This is a genomic window from Epilithonimonas mollis, assembly GCF_900142325.1.
Classification (GTDB): Bacteria; Bacteroidota; Bacteroidia; order Flavobacteriales; family Weeksellaceae; genus Epilithonimonas; species Epilithonimonas mollis.
The window spans coordinates 145,349-170,833 of record NZ_FRAM01000002.1; the positions used below are offsets into that span (position 1 = coordinate 145,349).

The 25,485-nt window shown below is 37.9% G+C and carries 18 protein-coding genes; 4 read left to right on the forward strand and 14 right to left on the reverse strand.

Annotated elements, in window-relative coordinates; all coding sequences use genetic code 11:
- Nucleotides 1-35 precede the first annotated feature (35 nt).
- Nucleotides 36-2,753, reverse strand: a complete 2,718-nt coding sequence (locus BUA97_RS08135; RefSeq protein ID WP_072997367.1) for a hypothetical protein — start codon at nucleotides 2,751-2,753, stop codon at nucleotides 36-38.
- 229 nt (nucleotides 2,754-2,982) lie between these two features.
- Here BUA97_RS08135 and BUA97_RS08140 point away from each other — a divergent pair, with 229 nt between their 5' ends.
- The gene (locus tag BUA97_RS08140) at nucleotides 2,983-3,867 is read left to right on the forward strand and encodes a cupin-like domain-containing protein (protein WP_072997368.1); all 885 of its coding nucleotides are present in this window, start codon (nucleotides 2,983-2,985) and stop codon (nucleotides 3,865-3,867) included.
- 66 nt (nucleotides 3,868-3,933) lie between these two features.
- Here BUA97_RS08140 and gdhA read toward each other — a convergent pair whose 3' ends face one another.
- The 3 genes from gdhA to BUA97_RS08155 all read right to left on the reverse strand — a co-directional run bounded on the left by gdhA (nucleotide 3,934) and on the right by BUA97_RS08155 (nucleotide 7,389).
- Nucleotides 3,934-5,292 (reverse strand): NADP-specific glutamate dehydrogenase, encoded by a 1,359-nt coding sequence (gene gdhA / locus BUA97_RS08145; protein WP_072997369.1) that lies wholly within the window; start codon nucleotides 5,290-5,292, stop codon nucleotides 3,934-3,936.
- Nucleotides 5,293-5,475: 183 nt separating this feature from the next.
- The gene (dprA, locus tag BUA97_RS08150; RefSeq protein ID WP_072997370.1) at nucleotides 5,476-6,582 is read right to left on the reverse strand and encodes a DNA-processing protein DprA; all 1,107 of its coding nucleotides are present in this window, start codon (nucleotides 6,580-6,582) and stop codon (nucleotides 5,476-5,478) included.
- A gap of 30 nt (nucleotides 6,583-6,612) precedes the next feature.
- Nucleotides 6,613-7,389, reverse strand: a complete 777-nt coding sequence (locus BUA97_RS08155) for a rhomboid family intramembrane serine protease (protein ID WP_072997371.1) — start codon at nucleotides 7,387-7,389, stop codon at nucleotides 6,613-6,615.
- Nucleotides 7,390-7,532: 143 nt separating this feature from the next.
- Here BUA97_RS08155 and BUA97_RS08160 point away from each other — a divergent pair, with 143 nt between their 5' ends.
- A complete protein-coding gene (locus BUA97_RS08160; protein ID WP_072997372.1) occupies nucleotides 7,533-8,642 on the forward strand; it encodes a DUF3078 domain-containing protein in 1,110 nt (369 codons plus the stop codon).
- A gap of 45 nt (nucleotides 8,643-8,687) precedes the next feature.
- On the opposite strand, the gene msrA is transcribed toward BUA97_RS08160, so the two are convergent.
- The 9 genes from msrA to BUA97_RS08205 form a co-directional block, all read right to left on the reverse strand.
- Entirely contained in the window at nucleotides 8,688-9,251 is a 564-nt protein-coding gene (gene msrA / locus BUA97_RS08165) for a peptide-methionine (S)-S-oxide reductase MsrA (RefSeq protein ID WP_394332923.1), read from the reverse strand.
- A 180-nt stretch (nucleotides 9,252-9,431) separates the two neighbouring features.
- Entirely contained in the window at nucleotides 9,432-10,403 is a 972-nt protein-coding gene (locus tag BUA97_RS08170; RefSeq protein ID WP_072997374.1) for an ROK family protein, read from the reverse strand.
- 80 nt (nucleotides 10,404-10,483) lie between these two features.
- A complete protein-coding gene (locus BUA97_RS08175) occupies nucleotides 10,484-13,063 on the reverse strand; it encodes a TonB-dependent receptor (protein ID WP_072997375.1) in 2,580 nt (859 codons plus the stop codon).
- A gap of 105 nt (nucleotides 13,064-13,168) precedes the next feature.
- Complete coding sequence (locus BUA97_RS08180) at nucleotides 13,169-14,377, reverse strand: PepSY-associated TM helix domain-containing protein (protein WP_072997376.1); 1,209 nt, start codon at nucleotides 14,375-14,377, stop codon at nucleotides 13,169-13,171.
- Nucleotides 14,378-14,421: 44 nt separating this feature from the next.
- A complete protein-coding gene (locus BUA97_RS08185; RefSeq protein ID WP_072997377.1) occupies nucleotides 14,422-16,548 on the reverse strand; it encodes a TonB-dependent siderophore receptor in 2,127 nt (708 codons plus the stop codon).
- 147 nt (nucleotides 16,549-16,695) lie between these two features.
- Nucleotides 16,696-19,767: a preprotein translocase subunit SecA gene (gene secA / locus BUA97_RS08190; RefSeq protein WP_072997378.1), complete on the reverse strand. Its 3,072-nt coding sequence runs from the start codon at nucleotides 19,765-19,767 to the stop codon at nucleotides 16,696-16,698.
- Nucleotides 19,768-19,858: 91 nt separating this feature from the next.
- Nucleotides 19,859-20,080 carry a DUF2795 domain-containing protein gene (locus tag BUA97_RS08195; RefSeq protein ID WP_072997379.1) on the reverse strand — a complete coding sequence of 74 codons (222 nt, stop codon included), beginning with the start codon at nucleotides 20,078-20,080 and terminating at the stop codon, nucleotides 19,859-19,861.
- A gap of 119 nt (nucleotides 20,081-20,199) precedes the next feature.
- Nucleotides 20,200-21,228 (reverse strand): GDP-mannose 4,6-dehydratase, encoded by a 1,029-nt coding sequence (locus BUA97_RS08200; protein WP_072997380.1) that lies wholly within the window; start codon nucleotides 21,226-21,228, stop codon nucleotides 20,200-20,202.
- An 84-nt stretch (nucleotides 21,229-21,312) separates the two neighbouring features.
- A complete protein-coding gene (locus tag BUA97_RS08205; protein ID WP_072997381.1) occupies nucleotides 21,313-22,122 on the reverse strand; it encodes a T9SS type A sorting domain-containing protein in 810 nt (269 codons plus the stop codon).
- 118 nt (nucleotides 22,123-22,240) lie between these two features.
- Between BUA97_RS08205 and BUA97_RS08210 the strand changes: the two genes are divergently transcribed.
- Together BUA97_RS08210 and BUA97_RS08215 are read left to right on the forward strand one after the other, a co-directional pair.
- A complete protein-coding gene (locus tag BUA97_RS08210; protein ID WP_072997382.1) occupies nucleotides 22,241-23,032 on the forward strand; it encodes a DUF2797 domain-containing protein in 792 nt (263 codons plus the stop codon).
- A 43-nt stretch (nucleotides 23,033-23,075) separates the two neighbouring features.
- Nucleotides 23,076-25,082, forward strand: coding sequence for an AsmA family protein (locus tag BUA97_RS08215; RefSeq protein WP_072997383.1), 2,007 nt, complete (start codon nucleotides 23,076-23,078; stop codon nucleotides 25,080-25,082).
- A gap of 5 nt (nucleotides 25,083-25,087) precedes the next feature.
- Here the strand turns inward: BUA97_RS08215 and BUA97_RS08220 are convergent, their stop codons facing one another.
- Nucleotides 25,088-25,426, reverse strand: a complete 339-nt coding sequence (locus BUA97_RS08220) for a hypothetical protein (RefSeq protein ID WP_072997384.1) — start codon at nucleotides 25,424-25,426, stop codon at nucleotides 25,088-25,090.
- Nucleotides 25,427-25,485 lie beyond the last annotated feature (59 nt).

Below are 25,485 nucleotides of genomic sequence, written 5' to 3' on the forward strand. Positions count from 1 at the left end.
AAAGATGAACTGCCTTTTGCAATTATAAAATAGTGTTATTTGAAATTGAATTTTACGGTGAACATAAACTGGCTTGGGCGGATATACATTTGGTTCGTTGTCACAAGCTGTTGGAAGGCGTCTACAGACACTGTTTCATAAACTTTCCTGTTGGCGATGTTCAACCATTTGAATTCAAAATCGATTTTTCTTTTAACCCAAGTGTATTGGTAAGATAAATCGAAGAAGGAGTTTCTGAAATTTTGTCCGCTTGCTTTTGTAGAGAGATCATCCCAGTTGAAACCAAAAGTGTGATTATCGCTTGGATAAATATAGGTGCTGAGGTTGTGGTTCCATCCGCTGGAATTCAAAACAGTATTTAAAACTTTATTCGAATTTTTATTCCAGTTCATATTAATATTATAATCAATACTCAGCCAACTGAAGTAGGTATTATTGAACTTAATACCCATAGATTGTCTGCTGTTGGTCGATTCTCCAAAAATACCATTAAAATTTGAAAAAGAATTGGAATCGGTATTGGATGCATTGACAGATAGGTTGGTTTTGAATTTTGGAAAATATTTGCCGATTTCCGCACTTTCTGTCTGAGATTTTGTCGAGTTTTCCAAAGCCTGCAGCGTAAGTGTGGATATAAATCCATTTGTTGAATAGGCTTCTATCAGGTTTCTCTTGTTGGTAGAATAGTTATATCTCACATTGAAAAATAAATTATTCAGCGGATTTCGGTACTCCAACCTGGTTCCTGCCATTCTGGAAAGATATTGAGGCATTTGTACATTATCGCTGTATCTTACCTGCAGGTTTGTAGGACTTGTTAATATATTGCCACCGTACAGAAAACCAAAATTTCCAAAGTCATAAGACTGATTGGCGAAAGCCCAGATTTTGAAAAATGATGCAAAATCTAAACTCGCAAATAAATTGGGCTCAAAAACCGTTTTACTCTTATCAAGGTAATTTTGTCTCATATTATCTTTATAAGTAATCCCATAAAAATTCATAGGAAGTGTTAGATTCAGGTTGAAGTTTTGGGATTTAAAATTAATGCCAACCTGTGTGTAAGGCTGCACTTCGTTCCAATCTACGTCATTTTGTTTATCCCTTCCCAAATAATAACGTGAATTATCTATTGATCCGGTGATAGCAGATTTCAAATTGTTAAAATTGAGATTTAAACCAAATTCTGGTGTAAAGGTCCATTTTCTATATGAGAAGCCGACAGAAGCCGAATGATTCACCTCAATAGTTTCTGAATTAGCATATTGGGTAATTTTATCAAAAGCACTGAAGCCAAATTGTTCCATATATTTTCCCGGAGAAACAGTCATCGTTTGTCTGTCTTTTTGGTACTTGACGTAGCTCATGAAATTGACCAGTTTGTCTTTCCATGGAATGATCGTACTCAATGAGTTTTGGAAAGTTCCTGTTGGAGATTCCAGAGACTCATTAGCGAATTTATTTATAGGTGTCGCGGTAACATCATTTTTTGCGGGAGGCAGGTTATTATCTACATTAGCCCGGTCTGTATTCCAGAAGCTATTCCAGGTTGTTGTATTTTTAAAAAAACCCTTTTTTGCATTTTTAGTAAAAACCAATTCTCCTTTTGCTACATTATCAAAAAATCGATTGTCAGTAGAAGAAATAAAAATTCCACCACCGTCTACAGTCGGCGACTGTGGGCCGAAAACCTTTGTCTGCACATCTTCTCTCGTAATACTGTTATTGGTGTAGGACGCATTTGCTTTCAGTTCCCACTCCTTGTTTTTGAAAGGGCTTGTCAACAGGTTGGCGGAAAAGAAATGAACGTTGTTCAAAAGATATCTTTTTTCCGGGATGTTCGGAACGCCTGCGGTTTCAAGGTTTGTCCAGGATTTTTGAGCAGCCTGACTTCTTCGTCCTTCCCAGCGATTTCCAAATGAAAGGATATTACCTTCGTTTTCCACACTTTCACCGTTATTGTTGGCTTTGTAGTTTACCACCCACTGGTTTTTTTGACCAAAAAACATCGGTGTAAGTTTTACATTCCAGAGAAGCGGGCTGAATCCGGCACCGATCTCTCCACGCCCGGTCATAGTGACTGATTTTTTCAGCTTAATGTTAAGTGCAGCCTGTTCAGAAGGCACTTTATCTCTCAAGATGCTTACCGGCTGGTGGTTTTCCAAAACCTCTACTTTGGAAACGGCATCTTTTGGCAGGGAATTGTTGACGGTTCCGTAACCGCCTTCCATCAGATCCTTTCCATTGACATAAAATTTATTGATAGCTTCGCCCTGATATAGAACAGTTCCGTCCTTATTCACCTCGATCCCAGGTATTTTTTTCAAAACATCCGCAAGCGTACGGTCATTTTTATTTTCAAAAGACTTAAGATCGTAAGAGATGGTGTCTCCTTTTTTAGTAATAAGCTTTGTTTTAAGTCTCACTTCCTGGATTTCTGTTGCCTGAGAATCCATGGAAAAATTGAGTTTCTGATCTTCATTTTTTATGGATTTTGTAATTGGCTTTTGATTGAAAGCTTTGATCTTTAGATCAAGATTCATTTCTGAAGAATTGAAAGTGACTTTATATTCTCCTTTTGCATTGGAAATTCCGTACGCCAGGATAGCGTTTTTTCCAGGCTCTTCGATTGTTACACTTGCACTGGCAAGCGGTTTTCCGTCCGCATCGTTTATGAGTCCTGATATGGTCTTCTGTGCAAAAACTACATTAGTAAACATCAGCATTAAAAAGACAAGTAGAATTTTTTTCATAATTAATAATTATTATCACTAAAATGTTAGTAATTAAAATATGCAAAATGTTACAAAGTTTTTATTGGACTGATAAAAATGACTTATGTTAAATATTACCAGAGTTCCAAAAAATGACGAAGCTTGTATGATTGATATCTGTTATTTACAAGTATTACAAATACGATAGGCGATTTTTTATATTATAAGATGAAATTTTAATAAATTTGTCGCTTAATATTAGATTAACATGGGAATCATTCTAAAACCTATTGATATAGTAGATGATATTTCTAAAGAAGATTTTCTCGAAAAATATCTCAAACCACGCAAACCTGTTGTGATAAAAAACATGGCCAGAAACTGGCCGGCTTACCAGAAGTGGACGATGGATTACATCAAAGAAGTTGTCGGAGATGTGACAGTTCCTTTGTATGACAGTGCCAAAGCCGATCCTGCTGCACCGATCAATGCGCCGACGACAGAAATGAAATTTGCGGATTATATCGATTTGATACAAAGAGAACCCACAGACCTGAGAATTTTCTTCTTCGACCCGATAAAACATGCGCCCAAAATCCTAAAAGATTACCATTCTCCAAAAGAGCTCATGGGCGGTTTTCTGGACAAATATCCAAGCATGTTCTTTGGAGGAAAAAGCTCTGTAACCTTCCTCCATTACGATATCGATATGGCTCATATTTTCCATACACATTTCAACGGTAGGAAACATATTCTTCTTTTCGATTACAAATGGAAGGACAGGCTTTATCAGATTCCTTATGCGACTTATGCTTTGGAAGACTATGATATAGAAAACCCTGATTTTACAAAGTTTCCGGCATTGGATGGTGTAGAAGGCATTGAGTGTTTTCTGGAACATGGCGACACCCTTTTCATGCCGACAGGCTGGTGGCACTGGATGAAGTATCTGGATGGAAGCTTCTCTATATCTCTCAGAGCATGGGACAAAAGCTGGGCCGTAAAAGCACACTCTCTCTGGAATCTGACTGTCCAGAGAAACTTTGATAATTTTATGAAGAAAAATTTCAAAGCAAAGTATATGAACTGGAAGGAAAAGAAAGCCATCGAAAGAGCAAATTATGCTTTGAAGAAAGGACTTCCGAAGCGATAATTTAATTCATTAAAAACAAAAATGCAGCTAAAACCAGCTGCATTTTGTTTTTATTACTGATGAAAATTATACGACACCTTGCGCCAGCATGGCTTCGGCAACTTTTACGAAGCCGGCAATATTAGCACCTTTTACATAGTTTACGTATCCGTTTTCTTCTTTCCCGTAATCTCTGCAAGCTTTGTGGATACCGATCATAATCTCTTTCAGTCTTGCATCTACTTCTTCGGAAGTCCAGTTCAGTCTGATAGAGTTCTGTGTCATCTCTAATCCTGATGTTGCAACACCACCAGCGTTAGACGCTTTTCCAGGCGAAAACAATACCTGATTATCAAGGAAATAATTGATAGCATCCAGAGTGGAAGGCATATTGGCAGCTTCTGTTACACACAGACATCCGTTCGCAACCAGTTTTATAGCATCTTCCAGATCTAGTTCATTTTGTGTGGCACAAGGAAAAGCGACATCACATTTCACTTCCCAAGGACGTTTTCCTGCGTGGAATTCTGCAGATGGATATTTTGTAACATAGTCAGCAGCTCTGTTATTCCCGCTTGCTCTCAGTTCCAGCATATAATCTATCTTTTCTCCGGAGATCCCGTCTTTATCATAGATATAGCCATCCGGTCCGGAGATCGTAAGAACTTTTCCACCAAGTTCTGTGAATTTTTTCACAACACCCCATGCCACGTTTCCAAATCCCGAAACCGTTGCCGTTTTTCCTTCGATCTTCTCATCAATGGTTTTCAGCATTTGTTCAGCAAAATAAACGACGCCATAACCTGTAGCTTCTGGTCTGATCAATGATCCGCCATAGGCAAGACCTTTTCCTGTCAAAACACCGGTAAACTCGTTTCTGATTTTTTTATACATCCCGAAAAGATAACCAATTTCTCTGGCTCCAACTCCGATGTCGCCAGCAGGAACATCCGTTTCCGGACCGATATGTTTGCAAAGCTCCGTCATGAAAGCCTGGCAAAAACGCATAACCTCCATATCAGATTTACCTTGCGGATCAAAATCTGAACCTCCTTTTCCGCCTCCCATCGGAAGCGTTGTCAGACTATTTTTGAAAACCTGTTCGAAAGCAAGGAATTTTAAAACACTAAGATTTACCGTTGGATGGAATCTGATTCCTCCTTTGTAAGGTCCAATCGCAGAATTCATCTGGATTCTGAAACCTCTGTTAACTTGGATCTCTCCTTTGTCATCAATCCAGGGCACACGGAAAATGATTACTCTTTCCGGCTCTGCCATTCTCTCTAAGAGCTTCATTCCGGTATATTCTTTTCTTGTGGCTATGAAAGGAATAACGGTTACCGCAACTTCTTTTACAGCTTGGATAAACTCGGGTTCGTTAGGGTTTTTGGCTTCAATTTTAGCCATAAATTCCTGAATCTTTTCTTCAACGTTAAATAATTCCATTGTTGTACAATTATGACAACAAATTTAAATTCTTTTTCGAATTTCGCAAGTAATATTTTGATTTTTATTGAAAATGTAAGGATATTGATTATGTTTTTTGCATAATGTATAATTACATCTTTTGTGTTAAGAATTTTTGAAGTTAATCTTAATTTATTTCAAATTTTCGGAACGCTAATTTTGCTAACAGATCTGATATTGCCTTCCGGAAAGACATTTGATATGACCATAAAGTTCTAAATCCAAAAGAATTGGTAAAAGCTTATGATGCAGAATGTTAGTTTTATCAGCAATATCGTCCAGAGAAATAGATTTTTCCGCAGCTATAATATCGAGTATTTTCTGATGTTCATGCTTGGATGGATCCAACACAATTTTAATAGGCTCTTCCGGGAATAGTTCCGGCTGGAGCGTAATATTCAGATTACGGATCAGTGTTTTGACATCGACAATTGTTTCTGCTTTGTTGGTGGCAATGAGCTGATTACAGCCCTGACTGTAAGTATCGGTGATTTTTCCGGGCAGTGCAAAAACGTCTCTGTTATAAATATTAGCAGCATTCACAGTGGTAACGGAACCTCCTCCAAATGCTGTTTCAACGACAACAAGATGAGGGGACATCCCGGCAATAATCCTGTTTCTTTGCAGGAAGTTTTCCCTGCTGATGGTGTCAAAACTCGTATATTCCGATATCAGGGCACCATTGCTTTCCAATATCTTTTTAGCCAGGGTTTTATTTGAAGAGGGATATACGGTTTTAAGGCTTTGTGCCAGAACGGCCATTGTCGGGATTTGATTTTTAAGAGATTCTTCATGAACACAAGTGTCGGCTCCAAGTGCCAAACCGCTCACTGTGACAGTATTCGTTCCGGAAAGTTCTGATAAAAGATCCTGTACAAAATATTTTCCGTATGATGTCAGTTTCCTTGTCCCGACGATGCTTATCGGATCAAGCTCAGGATTCAGATTACCTTTGTAGAATAACAGGACAGGCGCATCATCACAGTTCAGAAGATGTTTCGGAAAAATATGGTCGTCCTGTGATATGATTTTAATATCCGTTTTTTCACAGAATTTCAATTCCTTTTCAGCAACCGCAAGGAATTCTTTTTTGCCTATTTCTTTTGTAATGTTTCTACCAATTCCGTGGATGGAAAGGAGTGATCTTGGGTGAGATTCCCAGACTTCTTTTGCAGAACCAATATGCCTGATCAGTTTTCTGAGGTTAGAATTGCCAATGTTCCTGCATTGTTTGAGCGCGATGATGTACAGATATTCTTGGGGAGTCATAGATCATTTGTGTTCCCACGAATATAGAAATTATTTTTCTTTTTTCCGAATCTCATCCAGATAGTCCCAGATGTTTTCCTGCTTCAGCTGTGGCAGTTCTTCAAAATCATCAGGATGATTGGCGATATATTCCTGCCACAATTTGTCGTCTTTTTCGTTATAATAATCAGGATATTCCCAAATGAATTTTCTTTTTTTATCCTCTCCGATTTTTCTGAAGATCACAGCCAGTAAAATTCCGGTAATACTACCTGCCAAATGTGACTGCCAGCTGATTCTGCTCGGTTCTTCCAGCTGAGAAAAGAATTCTTCCGGAAAAATGCCCCAGATTAAGCTTCCATAATATAAAGCGACAACGAGAGAAACTGTCAGCAACTTCATATTCCAGCGAAAAACACCACTGAAAAAAATAAAAAATGCCAGCATATAAACCAGTCCGCTCGCACCAATAATGCAGTTGTAATTCCATTTTCCTGTGATGATATCAATTGGAGGCAGCATCCAGACTAATAATCCCGAAGCGATCCAGCCAATAAAAAATATTCTGAAAGCTATTTTCGGATAAAATTCAAAAAGTAAAAATAATAAAACAACAATTGGCAATGAGTTACCGATGATGTGATCCAAACTGCCGTGTAAAAGAGGTGCGAACAGTACGCCCTTCAGTCCTTCCGGAACCAGTGGAATGAGTGCACCACTACAACCTTCAAAAAATCCCAGGTTCTGAAGACTAAAGCAAATCCACATCAGTCCCAGCATGATAAGAGGAACTAAAAAAGACCTGAGATTTAAAGATTTTAAAAACATTCTTTTTTGATTCACAATTTTATAGCCAATCAGAAGAAAAGGTAATTTTGTCTGAAAAAAAATCCCTTATTGATACAATTTTGGTTATAAAGTCAGTTTTCGGCAAAATTAGTTTTGCTATTTTTGTCTAAAATTTGATATTAATGAAAAAGGTATTGGCGGTATTTTGTATTGTATTTGGTTTGCTGTTGCAGGCTCAAATTACTGATTATCAAAAAGTCATTGATTCTATTAATCAGAAAAAATGGGATTCGACAGCGATAGATCTTGACAGTCTTGCTAATCCGAGAATTATTGACATCAGATCTATAAAGAAAGATTCTGTAAAAATCACGAATAATGTTGTTATAATTCCTAACAATAATGACACGAGTCCGCTCACGCCTTCATCCATTTTGACTTTGCCGACGCTAAAACGCTGGTTCATTTTTGGGCAGAACAGTCTGGTTTTCAATCAGTCATCGTTTTCTAACTGGTATGCTGGCGGCAATAACAATATTGGCGTTATCGGGAAAGTAAATTATAACATTGTTTATAAAAAGAACAGACATTATCTTGACAATAATATCCAGCTTGGATATGGCTTCGTGTCTTCAACGGGGCAATCTACAAGAAAGACGGACGATTATATCAACATTATGACCAATTATGGTTACGAGTTGGCGCAGCATTATTACCTTTCCACAGGATTTCAATTCCTTTCACAGTTTACGGCTGGATATAATTATTCCAACACGCCGGATCCGGTTTTTGATGACAGGGTTTCAAAGTTCATGGCACCAGGCTATCTTAACCTCGGTATCGGTGTGTCCTATAACCCTAATGAGAATTTTCAGGTTATTCTGAGGCCTTTGAACGGGAAGTTCACCTTTGTGTTAGATGAAAAACTTCAATTTGCGGGCAATTATGGTTTGGAAAGAGACGGCCAGGTTATGAGAGCGGAGGTGGGAACCATGTTAAACATCCTTTATAAGATTAAGCTGTTCAAAGATGCAACCTATATCAACCAGATTAATTTCTTCAGTAACTATCTCCAGCACTCCGAAAGGGTGGATATCAATTACAGCGGAAGTCTGAATCTGAAATTCAATAAATATATCACGACAGTTGTAACGATTGATATGATGTACGATCATGATCAGATCCAGAAACTGCAGAGGAAACAGACATTAGGAATTGGAATTACCTATAATCTGGGATATAAAGTGGAACGTGACAGTAAAACTGGCGTGATAAAACCTTTTGTTAATTAACGCAGAAAATTCTTAGTTTAAAGTATTATAAAAAAAAGTGGAGCTTTATTGCTCCACTTTTTCATTTAACCAACCCAATTCTCCAAAATGTTTTTTAAATTTCTGGATCTTTGGTCCCACTACAGCACTGCAATAGGGCTGGGTCGGATTGGCGTTATAATAGCCTTGATGATAGGCTTCTGCCGCCCAGAATTTTTTGAAAGGAACAATCTCCGTCACATATTTTCCGTTCCATTCTTGTTTTGCTTCAGATTCCTTCATAGATTCTTCGGCTTCCTGCTTTTGTTTTTCGGAATGATAGAAAATAGCTGATCTGTATTGCGTTCCGATATCATTTCCCTGTCTGTTCAGAGTTGTGGGATTATGAAGAAACCAGAATACTTCCAATAATTGCTTGAAGGAAATAATCTTCGGGTCGAACGCAATCTCCACCACTTCTGCATGGCCTGTAGTTCCCGTGCATACTTCCTCATAAGTTGGATTGTCTGTATGTCCGCCGGAGTATCCTGATGTTACAGATTCTACGCCTTTCAGCATATGAAAGCAGCTCTCTACACACCAAAAGCATCCGCCTGCCAAAGTGGCATATTCCAAATTGTTCTTGTCCATTTTTTGATTTGTTAAAGGTTTTGATTTTTTCTCCTGTCCATTGCAGTTGATGAGAAAAAAACTTAAGATGATTAATAAATAACGTGTCATTATCGCCAATAAAAAATCCTTTGATTTTCCGATATCTTAATAGCAAAAATTATTCCTATTAAGAACAGAAAAATCCAAGGATTCTTAAAATTATTTATTTTCCCAAACCAAAGCACTTGCGCCGAGAATGGCAGCATCTGCTTCGTCCAGTTCACTGAACACCAGTTTTACTTTTGAACGGAAAATCGGTAAAAGATTCCGTTCCATGTGTAATTTTGCCGGTTTCAAAAGGAAATCGCCTGCTTTTATCACGCCACCAAATAGCAGTATCGCTTCCGGTGAAGAGAACATTACAAAATTGGCTAAAGCTTCTCCAAGTTTCTGGCCTGTATAGCGGAAAACCTCGATAGCCGTTGCGTCTCCTTTCTCTGCACATTCGAAGACTGTTTTGGAATTGATGTTTTCCTCAGGATATTGATTCAGCATAGAATCAGGAAACTCTGCCCTGAATTTTTTTGCCGTGATGGCAATTCCTGTTGCAGACGCATAAGCTTCCAGGCTTCCTTCCGATCCTGTGCTCCAATGTTTTCTTCCGCCCGGTTTCACAATCGTGTGGCCTAATTCTCCTGCAAAACCATCGTGTCCGTAAATAAGATTTCCACCACTGATAATTCCACTTCCAACACCTGTCCCAAGTGTGATCATGATGAAATCCTTCATTCCTCTTGCTGCACCAAACATCATCTCTCCCAACGCTGCTGCATTGGCATCATTGGTCATTCTGCAAGGAACCCCGAATTTTTTTTGCATTAGTTCGGCAAAAGGAACCACACCTTTCCAGGGAAGGTTAGGGGCTAATTCTATTGTACCTTTAAAATAGTTTGCATTCGGAGCGCCAACGCCGATACCATCCAAAGTGGTGTTCTCACTGACATCTTCTATCAGAGGTTTGATATTGACATATAAGGCATCAATAAAGTCCTCAACTTGTTTATATTCTTCCGTTTTGATACTGCCTTTGGCAAGGATCTCTCCACGGTGGTTTACCAACCCGAATTTTGTATTTGTTCCGCCAATATCTATTCCTATAGCTATTTGCTTGGATAAATCAATTAATGACATCAATGTTTATTTTGTTTTAAGACCATAAATTTAAGGAAAATCAGTTTAATATATATCAGATATTAAATTAATTTTAAATTTTAAAAGCTGACTTTTATCGTTAATCCAAAAGTTCTCGGGTCACCTAAAATGCCGGCATAATGTCCCGCATTTCCGGCTCCCGGAAGCAATTGTTCAAAGTAATCCCGGTTAAGTATATTTCTGATCCAGACATAGGTCGTAACGCCTTGCCTAACGCGGAAACCGAATCTGGTGTTGAATAATGCATAACCGGGAATATTCAAGAATTTTGAAGGTGTCGGACTTGAGGAAAATGTGGAACGATAATAACTGTCCAGTGCAAGGAAATAATCGCCACTGTATTTCAGAAACTTTCCTGCGAAATTAAATTCCCCACCTGTTGAGCCTGCCCATTTTGACACTCCGGGTAAGACTCCCCCGGAAATGTCAACATAATTCACGCCGCCTGTATCTTCCAATGCTGGAGGTGCGTTGGTGAATTTCTTATAAATCGCTTCTGTATAAGCCAGATTCGTGAAGAAATAAAAATTACTGAATGTATAAGAAATATCGGTTTCAATTCCTCTTACTCGCACTTTTTGTGCATTGGCAAGATAACCTCTGTTTAGTTGTAAACTTTCTGCCTGGACTTGTATTTGATAATCTTTGATATCAGAATTATAAACCGTTAAATTAAAAATTAAATTTTTAAGAGGTTGAGATTTCAGCCCGATTTCATAATGTAGAATTCTTTCCGGCTTTACAACAGCAAGTTCCGTCATAACACGGCCGTTTTCTGTTGGAAGCCCTCCAAGATTAAGACCAACCGGCTTGAAGCCTGTAGAGAAAGTTCCGAAAAGATTATAATTTTTAGTGGGTTTGAATGCCAATGTTATCTGGCCAGAAAAATTAGTATCATCAATCGATGCGTTGAATTCCTGATTGCTGTAAACAGAATTCTTCAAAGCTATCAAGGCGGGATCATTGGTTTCTAATCCTCCATAAGTAATTCTTTTGAAATCGATTTCTTTTTTATCATAGTTAATTCTAATTCCCGGCAGTAAACTAAGTTTTTCGGTGAAAGTCCAGTCTAATTGTCCAAAAACTGCTCCACTGAAGGAATTGAGGCTAGGATAAGATTTGATTCCATAACCTTCCAGAAGCCCGGGCGTTTTCCATTGATTAACGACTGTCGGATTTGTAGAATTTTGAGAAAATCGCCATTGGTCTTTTCCTGCTTCTTCGATTTGTCCGTCTTTATCGGCTCGTAATCTTTGCCATATTCCGAAAACTCCAAAGACTCCGCTGATTTTTTCATTGAAGTTTCCAGACCAACGGATTTCCTGGCTCCATTGCTGATGTTTGCTTGGTGCCTGTGATTTTGCCAATGCCGAAAGCCCCGTAAAATCCCGGTCATTGGAAGGATTCCACTTCCAAAATCTCCAGGCAGAGGTTGACGTGATTTTTCCTTTTCCCAGATTATATTCCACATTCAGGGAAAATCCGCCCATATCTTGTTCGGCTTTCCAAGGTGTGTCTGTGTCGACCATCCTATTGAATGGATCAATTGTTGGAAGTGTGTAGCCAAGATCAGAGATAATATTATTGAATTGCCTGTAAGCCGCTCGTTTGGTTGTTACAACTCCTGCGATGACCTGTGCATATCCATTGGCTCTCAATCTGTTGTAATCCCCGGTTAGGATGAGTCTCAGCTTTTCATTCGGTTTGTATAGAAGTTGGTTTCGGATAGCGATGGAATTAATGTCATTAAGTTCCTGACTGGTTCTAGAATTATAAATTGTTCCATCCCTGTGTGTTCCGGAAGCGGAAAATCTGTTAGCGAATTTTTCTGTGATTGCTCCAGTCACTGAGGTTTTTGCCTGTATGAAGCCATAGTTTCCATAGCTGATCTCAGCTGTTCCGCCTGTTGTAAAACTTGGTTGCTTTGTAGTTACGTTAAAAGTTCCCGCTGTTGTATTCTTACCAAACAGAGTTCCTTGTGGACCTCGCAATACTTCGATTCTTTCGATATCTACAAAATCCAGTGTTGTAGCTGCAGGTCTTGCATAATAAACACCATCCACATAAAATCCAACGCCCGGGTCGAGGCCGTCGTTTGTCAAACCAAAAGTTGAACCCAACCCTCGGATGTTGAGACTTGTATTTCTTGGAGTTGAGCTGTAAAATTGAACAGAAGGTACCAATTCTTTTAACCGATTTACATTGAATGCACCCGTTTCTTCCGCTCTTTTTCCTGAGATGACACTGATGGGAATCGGAACCTGTTGAGCGGTTTCTTCTCTTCTTCTGGCTGTGACAACCACCTCTGTGATGACGACATCGTTTGGGAGAAGTTTGATGAAAAGTGTATCTGCTGGTTTTTCTTTCAACGTGATTGTCCTTGATTCAAAACTTTTTTTCTGGATCTTCAATTCCATAGGAAAAGAATTGATGTTGTCTAACACAAAGCTTCCGTTCTGGTCTGTCTGTATCGATAGATTTTTGTCTGTTCTAGATGTTATCTTTGCACCGTTGATGGATTTATTGTTAATGCTGTCAAGAATTTTTCCGTAAAAGGAATTCTGTGCAAAAGTGAATGTGAATGATAAAACAAAAAAGACAATAACTGTCTTTTTAAAAATAATCGAATGTCTGCTCATAATTTAAAATTAATGAGCAAATGTAGAAAAGAAATAAATCATACTGTAATAGTATGAATTAAATTTAATGAAAAACCTGAATGATTAAAGTCAGGTTTTTTCCAATTATTTAATTGCTTTTTTCTTCCTTCGTCCCCACCAGATCATAAACCCGGTTACCGGCATTGATGCGATGATCAGACTTACTATGAAAGCAATGATTTTAGTTGGCAGACCTAATATTGCTCCAACGTGGATGTCGTAATTGGCTGCAACTGTTTTTTCGCCGAAGTTTTTATCTTTTGGATCATGAATGTGTAAAAGTTCTCCGGAATTCTCATCAAAAATCAGACTGCTGCTTTTGTGGTAAGAATAGGAAAGGTGCTTTACATAAACCTCGAAATTCGGGTGTTCATGATCATCGATATGCGGGTGTCCCAGATCCAGACTAAAGCCATAAGCTGTAGGATAGAGTTCTTTCACTTTATCAGAAATCTTATCAAGCGTTTTGTCGTTTCTCATCTCCAAGGGCGCTTTCGTGGTAATTTTGGAAAAATCCGGATAGGCGGTTTCTCCTCCTGAAAATGCAAAATAAACCATTGCCTGAACCACAAAGAATGCATAGAATAATCCTGTGATTGTAAGAATCAATGCAAAAACGGAGGAATAAAATCCAAGAATGTTATGAAGGTCGTAGTTTTTCCTTTTCCATTGTGTGGTGTCTTTCCATTGGAATTTGAAACGCTGTTTTCTTGCCGCTTTATTTTTCGGCCACCAAAGAACGATTCCTGTGATCAGCATGATCAGGAAAATAATAACCGGAATCCCGACAACATAAGTTCCCCAATCCTGCTTGAGAAGGAAGCTCCAGTGGATGGATTTGACAATGGCAAAGAAGCCGTTTTTCTCATCATATACCTGCAAAACTTTTCCACTGTAAGGGTTGACATATGCCAGCTTATAGATTGGAAACTCATCGAAGTAATTCCATTGATCAGGTTGATGCTCATACCAGTAGAATTGATAGGACATTTTTTTATCAATCGGAATATTGACCCAGTGGATCGGATATTTTTCTTTGGTTTGCTGATTGACTAATTTTTCAAGCTCCCGGATAGGGATTATTTTTTTGCCTTCAATGTTTTGTTCGTTGTGATAGATATATTCTTTACGGGTAAAGTTTTCTATCTCATCTTTGAAAACATAAAGCGCACCGGTAATCGAAATAATAAATATCAGGAAACCAATGGATAAGCCAAACCACAGATGTAGTTTGGCCGACCATTTCTTGAAAAATCCTGGTTTTTTTTTATGATGGTGTTTTTTTCTTCTCATATATATGCAAAAAGCCAAGTTGCAAACTTAGCTTTTTTAATTTTTTAGAATTTATAATTCAAACTTAGAGATAGTGTCCTCAGTCTCTGCGGTGTCACTGTGGACCAGCCAGAGAAATACTTCTTGTTAGCTATGTTGTCTAATTTCAAAATGATGCTATATTTATCTTCTGTATAGGAAAGAGAAAAGTTCATAATAATGTAGCTGGGAAGAGGAAAAGCACCAGTATTACCTCTGTTAAGTGTATAAAATCTGCTTGCAGAGTTCCCCCCGAAACCAAGACCAAAGTTTTTAAGTGCTCCTTCTTGAACTTTATAGGTTGCCCAGAAATTAACTAAATTCTTTGGTCCGGCCTCTTCTGTTCTGTTTCCCGGATAACCTTCGTCGCCCTTTACGACATTACTGTAATTATAGCTATAACCGGCAATAACATTCATTCCTGGAATAGGACTTCCGAGTACACTAACTTCAACACCCCTGCTATCAACTTCTCCCCCTTGATTTGTGTTCAGACCATTGCCCATTACTTTATTTTTTACATTGATATCGTAATAACTAGCGGTAATAGAGAATTTGTCTCCTGCTAGATTCGCTTTAGTACCAATTTCCCATTGATTTGCATGTTCTGGGTCAAAATATATATATTCATTTGTGGGTTGCCCACTAACATCTGTTACATTTTGAGGACCTACGTATTGGAATCCGTTCATATAGTTTCCAAAGATTGAAACTTTATCTTGGATTGGCTGATACACTAATCCAAATTTAGGAGATAAAGTAGTTTTTGCTTTTGAATCTGTTGTTGCATATAACAATCTTCCCGTAAAATGATCTGCTCTAAGGCTTAGCATTGCAGATAAGTTGGGAAGAATATTAATAACATCAGAAATGTAGGCGCTATATATTTTTGACTCAGCATTATTTGGCTCTTGTGTAGCACTAGCAAGAACGGCATCCACACCAGATTTTGTAAGGTTATTCCACTTAGTGTCAGTTTGATTGACTATATTAACAAGACCATATTCAGCATAGTTGGTGCCTGCTTGGATAAAATTTTGTTGAAAATAATCAAGACCTATAAGCAATTTGTTTTTTAAATTACCAATATTAAAACTGCCGTTAATATTTTGTTGTATCCCTGTAGTATTGGTTTCACCTGCGATATTGGCAATGTATCTTTTAAAATCACCTCCATTAGATTGATCCCACAAGTATTGATAATAACCATTACTTTTTGTATTGCTTCTGGAAACAATGGTTTTTGATGTCCAGTTATCTGATATTTTATAAACAGCAGTTGCTTGCAGGTTAAATGAATTATTGTTAATTGTTAAGTCATTACTTGTATAAGACTTCTTATAATTATCTTTAAAAACTCCAATGGAATAAAAAGAAAGCGGAGCATATCTATTTAGAAAAATCATAGGTGCATTCGCAGACTCAGAAGTTTTTATTTCCGTGTTGATGTAAAAAGTCAATCTATCATTCGCAACAAACTTAACGGAAGGAGCGACATAAAAAGACTCGTTGAAACCAGCATCTTGGAAAGTATTGTTTTTCTGATAGGCTGTATTTACCCTTGCGAATAGGTTCTTACTTAATGGTGTGTTGATGTCAGCAGTAATTCTATTAAGACCATAACTACTATTGACATAGTTAATTTCTCCACCGAAATAATTATATGGCTTTTTTGTGATGACATTAATCAGACCACCATAAGAAATGACACTTCCTCCATATAAAGTTCCAGAAGGCCCTTTGATGGCTTCAATAGTTTCAACTCCGGCAGGATCAAGTGTTCCATTGCTCAAACTCGGCATTCCATTGACTAAGCTTGGTTGTAGAGAAAAACCTCTCATTGTATAATATTCCCCACCATCATTTCCTCTTCCTGTAGATTCCCAAAGTCTAGCAATACCGGTAACGTTTTTCAAAGCATCATTGAAATTGGTAACAACCTGCTCTGCAATTACATTTTTATTTACAATATTGTAAACCTGTGGGTTTTCAATCTCCTTCAACGGCATTTTGTTCACAGATTCTCTGTCTCTAGTAATGTATCCGTGAACGACAACCTCATCTATATTATTTGACCTTTTAATAGAATCACTTTCCTGTGCATAAGCAAAAGTAGAAACCAAAATCACAGCACTCACAATAATTTTCTTCATTAGGAATAATTTTGTGCAAATATATTATTTTTAATTGTTCTAAATTAACAATAATTGTGATTTTTATCAGATTATTAAGAATTGTTCCAAATAAAAATCCTGTTGATAATTCAACAGGATATAAATATTTTAGTTTGAAGTCTAGTTCTAAGCCGGGATTTCTCCTTTGTACAAGAAAGAAACAATCTCCTTATTCACCTTGTCAACCATTTCACTGAACAGGTAAAAAGATTCTTGCTTATAAATAACCAGCGGGTCTTTTTGTTCGTAAACCGCACCCTGAGAAGAACGACGAAGATCATCCATTTCTCTTAAGTGTGTTTTCCAGTTTTCATCAATGATAGCCAGAGAAATATTCTTCTCGAAGTCTGTGATGAGTGATTCGCACCTGGTTTCATAAGCTTCTTTCAGATCAGTCACAATGGTCATTGTTTTCGATCCATCGCTGAAAGGGACCTGAATCATCTTGAACATAGAACCTTGGTTCAGGTAAACATTCTCAATAATCGGATAAGCTTTTTCTTTAAGAAGATTTAATCTTAAATCGTAATCTTCTTTAGCTTTCTTGAAAACAATATCTGTCAAAGCAGGAATCTGAGTACTGGAGAATTCTGATTCTGTTACAGGCGCTTCCATTGTGAAATGTTTGATGATCTCAAATTCGAAATCTTTATAATTTCCTGTTGCTCTGGTCTGAGAAACAATTGCCGCAGCCGTATCGTAAATCATATTCACGATGTCATATTTCAAATGATCACCGAACAATGCATTCTTTCTTCTTTTGTAGATCACGTCACGCTGCTTGTTCATAACGTCATCATACTCCAATAGTCTTTTTCTGACACCGAAGTTATTTTCTTCCACTTTTTTCTGAGCTCTCTCGATAGATCTGGAAATCATAGAATGCTGAATTACTTCACCTTCCTTATGTCCCATTCTGTCCATCATTTTAGCAATTCTCTCAGAACCGAAAAGACGCATCAGATTATCTTCCAAAGAAACATAGAACTGAGAACTCCCGGGATCTCCCTGACGGCCGGCTCTACCTCTCAGCTGTCTGTCCACACGGCGGGAATCGTGTCTTTCTGTACCAATGATGGCCAAGCCTCCTGCTTCTTTCACTTCTGGTTTAAGCTTGATATCGGTACCTCTACCAGCCATATTGGTTGCAATCGTCACAACACCTGGTCCACCAGCGCCGGCAACAATCTCTGCTTCTTTTTTATGTAATTTAGCATTCAGAACCTGATGCTGAATTTTTCTTAACTGTAAAGCTCTGGAAAGCAACTGGGAAATTTCTACTGAGGTTGTACCCACCAAAACAGGCCTTCCTGCTGAGGTTAGTTTTTCGATTTCTTCTATTACAGCATTATATTTTTCACGGTTGGTTTTGTAAACCAAATCCTGTCTGTCATCTCTCTGGATAGGTCTGTTTGTAGGAATTACAACAACATCCAGTTTGTAAATCTGCCAGAATTCTCCCGCTTCAGTTTCCGCAGTTCCGGTCATCCCGGCCAGTTTGTTATACATACGGAAATAGTTTTGCAAAGTAATTGTAGCAAAAGTTTGTGTTGCTGCTTCAATTTTTACATTTTCCTTTGCTTCGATCGCCTGGTGAAGTCCGTCCGAATAACGTCGACCTTCCATGATACGGCCAGTCTGCTCATCCACGATTTTAACTTCGCCGTCAATGACCACATATTCATCATCTTTTTCGAATAATGTATATGCCTTGAGCAATTGGTTCATCGTGTGAACACGCTCAGATTTTACTGCAAAATCCCTGTATAGTTCTTCTTTAGCAGCAAATTCTTCCTCCTTGGAAAGGTTTTTCTTTTCAACCTCCGCAATTTCTGTCCCGATATCCGGAAGAACGAAAAAGTTTTGATCTTCGTTACCCGCAGACATATATTCTACACCCTTGTCGGTCAGATCGATCTGATTATTTTTCTCATCGATAACGAAATAAAGATCTTTATCCACGATCGGCATATCACGATTATTGTCCGCCATATACTGACCTTCAACCTTCTGAAGCAATGCACGGTTTCCGCTTTCTGACAAGAATTTGATCAATTGTCTGTTTTTCGGAAGACCTCTGTAAGCCTGAAGCAATTTGAAACCGCCTTCTTTTGTTTTTCCGGCAGCAATTAATTTTTTAGCCTCATTGAAAAGAACCGAAACTGTTTTTTTCTGAACTTCAACGATTCTGTCGATAGAAGGTTTCAAAACATCAAATTCCTGTCTGTCGCCTTGCGGAACAGGTCCGGAAATAATCAAAGGCGTTCTTGCATCATCCACCAAAACGGAGTCCACCTCATCGACGATGGCAAAATTCAGCTCTCCCTGCACTAATTCAGTCGGGTTGGTTACCATATTATCTCTAAGATAATCGAAACCGAATTCGTTATTCGTCCCGTAAGTGATGCTGGCCTGATAAGCTTTTCTTCTCGAATCGGAGTTTGGCTGATGAAGATCGATACAATCAATCGTCAATCCATGGAACTCATACAATGGTCCCATCCACGCTGAGTCTCTTTTTGCAAGATAGTCGTTTACGGTTACAACGTGTACACCACGTCCGGGAAGAGCATTCAGATAGATTGGAAGTGTTCCCACCAATGTTTTACCTTCACCCGTTGCCATTTCAGCAATTTTACCCTGGTGCAATACAACACCTCCAATAAACTGGGTGTCATAGTGAACCATGTCCCAAACCACAGGTGTCCCGGCTGCATCCCAGCTGTTTTTCCAGACAGCAGTTTCGCCTTCTATAAAGACAAAATCTTTTGAAGCGGCCAATTCACGGTCTCTTTCGGTTGCTGTGACGCGGATCTCTCCGTTATGAGCCAGACGTCTGGATGTTTCTTTTACTAAGGCAAAAGCTTCCGGAAGAATCTCGTTAAGGACTTTCTCTTCGACCTCATAAGATTCTTTTTTCAAAGCTTCTATTTTGCCGAAAAGTGCTTCCTTTTCGTCAACGTTTGTTGAGTTTTTAATCTGCTCTTTTATGTCTTCGATCTGGGTTGTAAACCTGGCAGCGGCAGTTTTTATTTTCTCTTTGAACTCAGAGGTTTTATCACGCAATCCATCATCTGATAATGTCTGGATGTTTGGTTCTGCTGCTTTAATTTTTGTGACAACTTTTTTTACTTCTTTTAAATCTTTTGCATTTTTGTCTCCCAAAAAACTTTTAAGAACGGTATTTAAAAAACTCATAATTTGCTATTTGCGGTTTGCTATTAGCAATCAGCTAACAGCGTAATTTTATATTTAGAAAAGCGAATGGGCTAAGTAAGCCAAATGCTAATTAATATTCGTCTTCATTCCAAAGGAAGTCCTCATCCGTCGGATAGTCTGACCACACTTCTTCGATAGAATCATAAATCTCGCCCTCATCTTCAATAGCCTGCAGGTTTTCCACAACTTCCATAGGCGCACCGGTTCTGATGGCGTAGTCTATCAATTCTGCCTTGGTCATCGGCCAAGGCGCATCACTAAGATATGACGCTAATTCTAATGTCCAATACATAATTAAATTTTTGCAAAAGTAAAAAATTAGGTGATAATTTATATATATTTCTATTGATTTTCAACAATATTTAAAAATAAATTGATTTTGATTCCAAACACATTGACCTCAACGGATTATTATTGGCGATTTCCCAAAAACCATTCCACAAATTTTTTTATGCCATTTTGGAAGTTTGTGGCCGGTTCATAACCGATCAGAGACTTTGCTTTTGTTATATCGGCATTGGTTTTTAACACATCGCCGGGCTGCATTGGTAACATTTTTAAATTTGCTTTTTTGCCGAGTGCATTTTCCAAAGTGGACAACATATCGGATAGTGTCACTACTTCGCTCTCACCGAGATTCAGTATCTCATAGAAACTGTCATTATTTTCCAGATATTGTATGGATTTTAAAATGCCGTCAATAATATCATCAATATAAGTGTAATCTCTCGCTGTAGAACCATCGCCGTAGAAAGGGATTTCCTGATTTTCTGAAATTAATTTTGTAAATCTGTGAATCGCAAGATCAGGTCTCTGTCTTGGTCCGTAAACCGTAAAAAACCTTAGCAGAATCATGTCTATATTATAAAGATGATGGTAAACATGGCCTAGAATTTCACCTGCTTTTTTAGTTGCAGCATAAGGCGAAATAGGGCTGTTTACATTGTCTGTCTCAGAGAAAGGGATTTTTTGCTGATTACCATAAACGCTTGATGATGACGCACAAATAAATTTTTTGATTTCAAATTCTTTGCATAATTCCCAAAGATTCTGAGTTCCGCGGATATTGACCGATTCATAATCCAAAGGTCGTTCAATAGAAGGCCGAACACCGGCTAAAGCTGCAAGATGAATTACCAGATCAATTTTATCATTTCTGAAAATAGGTTCAAGCTTATCTTTTTCCCGGATGTCTTCTCGATAAAGTTTGTAATTATCTGATTTTGTTAATGATGAGAGTTTTTTGATGTCATTTTCTTTATTGCTGAATATAAAATCAGAATGGTTACCTGTTGATTCTAATGTATTCCTGACTTTTATTCTATAATCATAAAAATCATCAAAGTTGTCTATGTTGATGACAGAATGTCCGTTTTTCAAAAGTTGTTCTGCAAGATGTGAACCAATAAATCCACTTCCACCGGTTATCAGATAATTCATAAGATATTGTGTGTTGCGAAGATAAGAATTAAACAAAAAAAAAGAATCTCAATCTGAGACTCTTTTTAAACTAAGTTAATTAATTTATTTTATAATGAATTTTTTAGATTCCACAACACCGTTTTCTTCTACATTGATGATGTAATTCCCTTTAGGAAGATGAGAAACATTGATTTCCTTATCCGTTCCTTTACTGATGACCAATTTTGCAGCAGAGTCATAAACAGAGATTTTTTTCATCTGATTAGTTGCAGATGATACACAGATGATACCGTTGCTCACAACCGTTGGATAGATGCTGAAATGATTTTTTTTCACATCGTTTGCTGCCATTGTGAGAGTGCCGGTCAGCTTTATATCATCAACACGGAAACCAACATTAGAGTCCAGCGGATTGGTAAATCTGATAGAAAGATTGGCTGCCGAAGGAATTGTCCCTGTTGGAGTAACAACCAGCCAGACGGAAGTTCCGGAGCCTGTTGGTCTCGTATAGTTAAGCTGTGTCCAGTCTGTACCGTTGTCACTAACCTCGACTTTCAGTTCATTGCTGCTTGCATTGGTTCCTTTCTGATGTCCGAAGGAGAGTGTCAGATTCTGATAATTTTGTGTGTTGATTCCGGATATAATAAGCGTTTTAGCCGGGGTTCCGGAGGCAGTGGTTACACCGCCAAGAAATACACACCCCTGACCGCTTGCTCCGCTATAGTCTGATGGTGTAGAGGTTCTCACATCTGCTGTTCCCGAATAAGTGACAGGACTTCCGGTCTGAAAACCAGAATAAGCAGTAAGCAGAGTTGTTGTGGATGGATTCCCAAAATTTTCCGTATAAACAGTTGTTTGAGAAAAAACGAAAGTTGTAATTAGTAATGAAACTAGTGCATAAATATTTTTCATAAAAAATGTTTTTAATTGTTACAAATATATCTTTATTTATCGAAATAGATTAAAATCAGGAAAAAAATAAATTTGTTTTAAATTGTTTACTTTTAATCCTTAATAAATCACTACTGAAATGCAATTCTCCGGACAAATTCTAAAAATGATCTCCCAGAACGGACACCCGATTCAATATTATCTGAACCTGAAAAATGACCTCATCAATATGAACCAGCTTTTCGGAAAAACAGTTCATATAAAACATATCGGATATCAATGTGTGAATTGTGGGAGCGACGAGAAGACCTACCGGATGGGATTCTGTAAAAAATGTTTCTTCGAAAGTCCCTATGCCAGCGATACCATCATCCGTCCGGAATTATCAACAGCCCACCTCGGAATTGCCGAAAGAAACCTGGACGTTGAAAAAGAGATCCAACTCGCTCCGCACATCGTTTATCTGGCTTACACTGGTGAGGTAAAAGTCGGTGTTACAAGAGAACATCAGATCCCGACAAGATGGATAGATCAGGGAGCCACTTTCGCTTTGCCAATTGCACTCACGGAAAATCGCTACGAAGCGGGAATGATAGAAGTAGAGCTGAAAAAACATATCGCCGACAAAACCAACCCGAGAAAAATGCTTCAGGATGATTATGAAGACACCTTGGATCTGATTGATTTCCGGAATAAGATTGCCGAATATTTTCCAAACGATTTCAAAAAATTCGCAGTAAGTGAAGACAATGTCATCAAACTGGATTTTCCCTATGAAGCACCGGAAAATATCAATGTTTTTACACTGGATAAAAAACCGGAATTCAGTGGTGTTTTGCGTGGCATTAAAGGTCAATATCTCTCTTTCGAGGGTGGAGAGTTTATAAATGTGAGAGGGCACGAAGGCTACGTTATAGAATTGGTTTTATGATTTTGGAACGGTTTTAGTCCTCAGTTAATAATTTAATAAACGGATGAAAAAAACTTTAAAAATCCCGCTGATAATCTTAGGAAGTTTTCTTGCATTGGTATTAATCATCAACATCGGATTCAGTCTTTGGCTGAAGTATAAACTTCCAGACTATCTCAAAAATAAAACACCTTACCAGATTACTTATGAATCTCTGACTGTAGAGATCCTGAGTGGAAGCATATCGGCCACCCAGATTAAAATCAAATCCAAACATCCTGATAATTTAGAAAGCATATCGCTGAATGGCACTTTAGGAGCTTTGAATATCAGTAGATTAGGCATAATTGAGTTTTTAAAAAATAACAGGATCGAGGCTAGTTCTGTTAAGCTTTCCAAACCTAATCTTTTCATAAGATTGTCCAAAAAGAACGATAAACCAGGAAAAGAGCCAATTCCTTTTACCATCAAGAATATTGAAATAGACAATGGGAATTTCAATATAAAACAGTCAGACAGCAGCCAATTATTTTCTGCGAAAAATCTCAACCTTGATGTCAGGAACCTTAGCCTTAACAAAAATCCTGATGAACTACCATTTGCTCTGGACAGCTACACCATCACGGCGAAAGATCTCTTTTTTCAGCTGGGAAACGTCTATGCTCTCACGGCTTCATCCATCAAAACCAATAATGGAAAACTGGATGTTGCTGATTTTGAGATGAAATCTCTGGTTGACTTTAAAGACTGGGAGCGGAATTATAGAAGCCAGAGAAGTCTTTTCGGTATCAAAAGTAAAAACCTGACATTTGAAGAGCTGGTTTTCAACAAAACAAAATTAAGTCTGAAAAACGCCCAGATCCTGAATCCGGAATTTATAATTCGGAACCGTGACAATAAAGTGGTGAAAAACAATAAAAATAAATCCGGTTTTTATATTGATTTTCAGAATGTTGACATTATCAATGGAAAATTATCGGTTATGAAGGCTGATGGAAAAAAGTCCATGTCAATAGCCAGCTTTAATGCTAATGTAAAAAGTTTTCTGACGGATTCTGAAACGTCAAAAAACAAAGTTCCGTTCACCTACCAGGATTATGAAATCAGTGGGCACCGTTTTTTTTATGATGCAGGAAAATATTATACAATAGATTTGTCAAGCTTTGATTTGACCCCGCAAAACACTGATTTAAAGAATTTTAAATTAAATCCAAAATATTCCAGAACGGAATTTGTAAGAATGATTCCGATGGAAAATGATCTGTTTAATATCTCGGCCAACAGAATACAGCTCTCTGGTCTGAAATGGAAATATGAAGAAGATCAGCCGGATGTTTTGTTGAAAAATGTAAAGCTAACGCAGGTTGATGCTAATATTTTCCGAAGTAAAATCCCTAAAGATAATCCAAAAGAAAAGCTGCTTTATTCCAGGTTATTAAGAAATCTGAAATTCCCTCTATTGGTTGAAAATCTGCATCTTATAAACAGTAAACTGGTTTACGAAGAGGATAAGCCAGATTCCAATGGACCGGGCAAAATTCTGTTCACTAATTTCAATATGAATGTAAAGAATCTTAACTCCAATAAAAAGAAAGGTGCTGATACAAAGGTTCCTATTCTTATCAATTGCAAATTCATGGATGTATCGCCGATGAAGGTTAACTGGAATTTTGATACCGCAAATTTGCGGGATCAGTTTACCATTGCCGGTTACATCAATAGTTTGCCGGCTGATGACATCAATCCGTTTATCAAACCTTACATGAATGTTACAGCAACCGGAACAATCAACAGCCTCAGGTTCGATTTCAGAGGCAACAATGATATCATGAACGGACAATTCCGTATCACTCACAAAGATCTGAAAGTGAGCGTTCTGGATAAGGACACCAAAGAGAAGAAAAAACTCTTGTCGGCGGTTGCCAATCTGGTGGTAAAAAAAGATTCCAAGAAATTCCCGGAATCTGTAGATATCTATGTAGAACGAAGTAAAGACCGTTCATTCTTTAACTTTTACTGGAAAGGCATCGAAGACGGCTTGAAAAAATCGTTGCTCGTCATCAAAATTTAATTTATTTAAAAATCAAACTCTTCTCTCTCTTCAGTTGGTAAGGATTTTAAAAACTCGTCAAATTCCCGGCCTGTGTAATTGCTGTTTGCGCCATAAGAATCGATAATCATGGCTTTGTTTCCATAGACATCTTCTACAAGATAAAGCGCAATATTATCATCGGGATCGCTTGCTCCCTCGAACCTGTAAACACGGATAATCTTCAGATCTTCTGCACGGTAAGATTTTTCGGTTCCGGAGATGACGAATTTTTTGTCTTCTGTCATCCGGACTTCGTCTGTAATTCCTTTTTCTCTAAGTTTTTCCATCACTTGGGAAAGGGTAAGCATTGGTTTGGGACTCATAACAATATTTTTTTGGATTTGTTATTAATCATCAAATCATGAACCAAAAAGAAAGACTT

What these genes read in the sequence shown, in the direction of transcription:
- BUA97_RS08185 (WP_072997377.1), bottom strand. Translation starts at nt 16,548, where the DNA reads ATGAAGAAAATTATTGTGAGTGCTGTGATTTTGGTTTCTACTTTTGCT.
- dprA (WP_072997370.1), bottom strand. Translation starts at nt 6,582, where the DNA reads ATGACTCCCCAAGAATATCTGTACATCATCGCGCTCAAACAATGCAGG.
- BUA97_RS08170 (WP_072997374.1), bottom strand. Translation starts at nt 10,403, where the DNA reads ATGTCATTAATTGATTTATCCAAGCAAATAGCTATAGGAATAGATATT.
- BUA97_RS08180 (WP_072997376.1), bottom strand. Translation starts at nt 14,377, where the DNA reads ATGAGAAGAAAAAAACACCATCATAAAAAAAAACCAGGATTTTTCAAG.
- BUA97_RS08140 (WP_072997368.1), top strand. Translation starts at nt 2,983, where the DNA reads ATGGGAATCATTCTAAAACCTATTGATATAGTAGATGATATTTCTAAA.
- BUA97_RS08200 (WP_072997380.1), bottom strand. Translation starts at nt 21,228, where the DNA reads ATGAATTATCTGATAACCGGTGGAAGTGGATTTATTGGTTCACATCTT.
- BUA97_RS08175 (WP_072997375.1), bottom strand. Translation starts at nt 13,063, where the DNA reads ATGAGCAGACATTCGATTATTTTTAAAAAGACAGTTATTGTCTTTTTT.
- gdhA (WP_072997369.1), bottom strand. Translation starts at nt 5,292, where the DNA reads ATGGAATTATTTAACGTTGAAGAAAAGATTCAGGAATTTATGGCTAAA.
- secA (WP_072997378.1), bottom strand. Translation starts at nt 19,767, where the DNA reads ATGAGTTTTTTAAATACCGTTCTTAAAAGTTTTTTGGGAGACAAAAAT.
- msrA (WP_394332923.1), bottom strand. Translation starts at nt 9,251, where the DNA reads ATGGACAAGAACAATTTGGAATATGCCACTTTGGCAGGCGGATGCTTT.
- BUA97_RS08135 (WP_072997367.1), bottom strand. Translation starts at nt 2,753, where the DNA reads ATGAAAAAAATTCTACTTGTCTTTTTAATGCTGATGTTTACTAATGTA.
- BUA97_RS08210 (WP_072997382.1), top strand. Translation starts at nt 22,241, where the DNA reads ATGCAATTCTCCGGACAAATTCTAAAAATGATCTCCCAGAACGGACAC.
- BUA97_RS08160 (WP_072997372.1), top strand. Translation starts at nt 7,533, where the DNA reads ATGAAAAAGGTATTGGCGGTATTTTGTATTGTATTTGGTTTGCTGTTG.
- BUA97_RS08205 (WP_072997381.1), bottom strand. Translation starts at nt 22,122, where the DNA reads ATGAAAAATATTTATGCACTAGTTTCATTACTAATTACAACTTTCGTT.
- BUA97_RS08215 (WP_072997383.1), top strand. Translation starts at nt 23,076, where the DNA reads ATGAAAAAAACTTTAAAAATCCCGCTGATAATCTTAGGAAGTTTTCTT.
- BUA97_RS08155 (WP_072997371.1), bottom strand. Translation starts at nt 7,389, where the DNA reads ATGTTTTTAAAATCTTTAAATCTCAGGTCTTTTTTAGTTCCTCTTATC.
- BUA97_RS08220 (WP_072997384.1), bottom strand. Translation starts at nt 25,426, where the DNA reads ATGAGTCCCAAACCAATGCTTACCCTTTCCCAAGTGATGGAAAAACTT.
- BUA97_RS08195 (WP_072997379.1), bottom strand. Translation starts at nt 20,080, where the DNA reads ATGTATTGGACATTAGAATTAGCGTCATATCTTAGTGATGCGCCTTGG.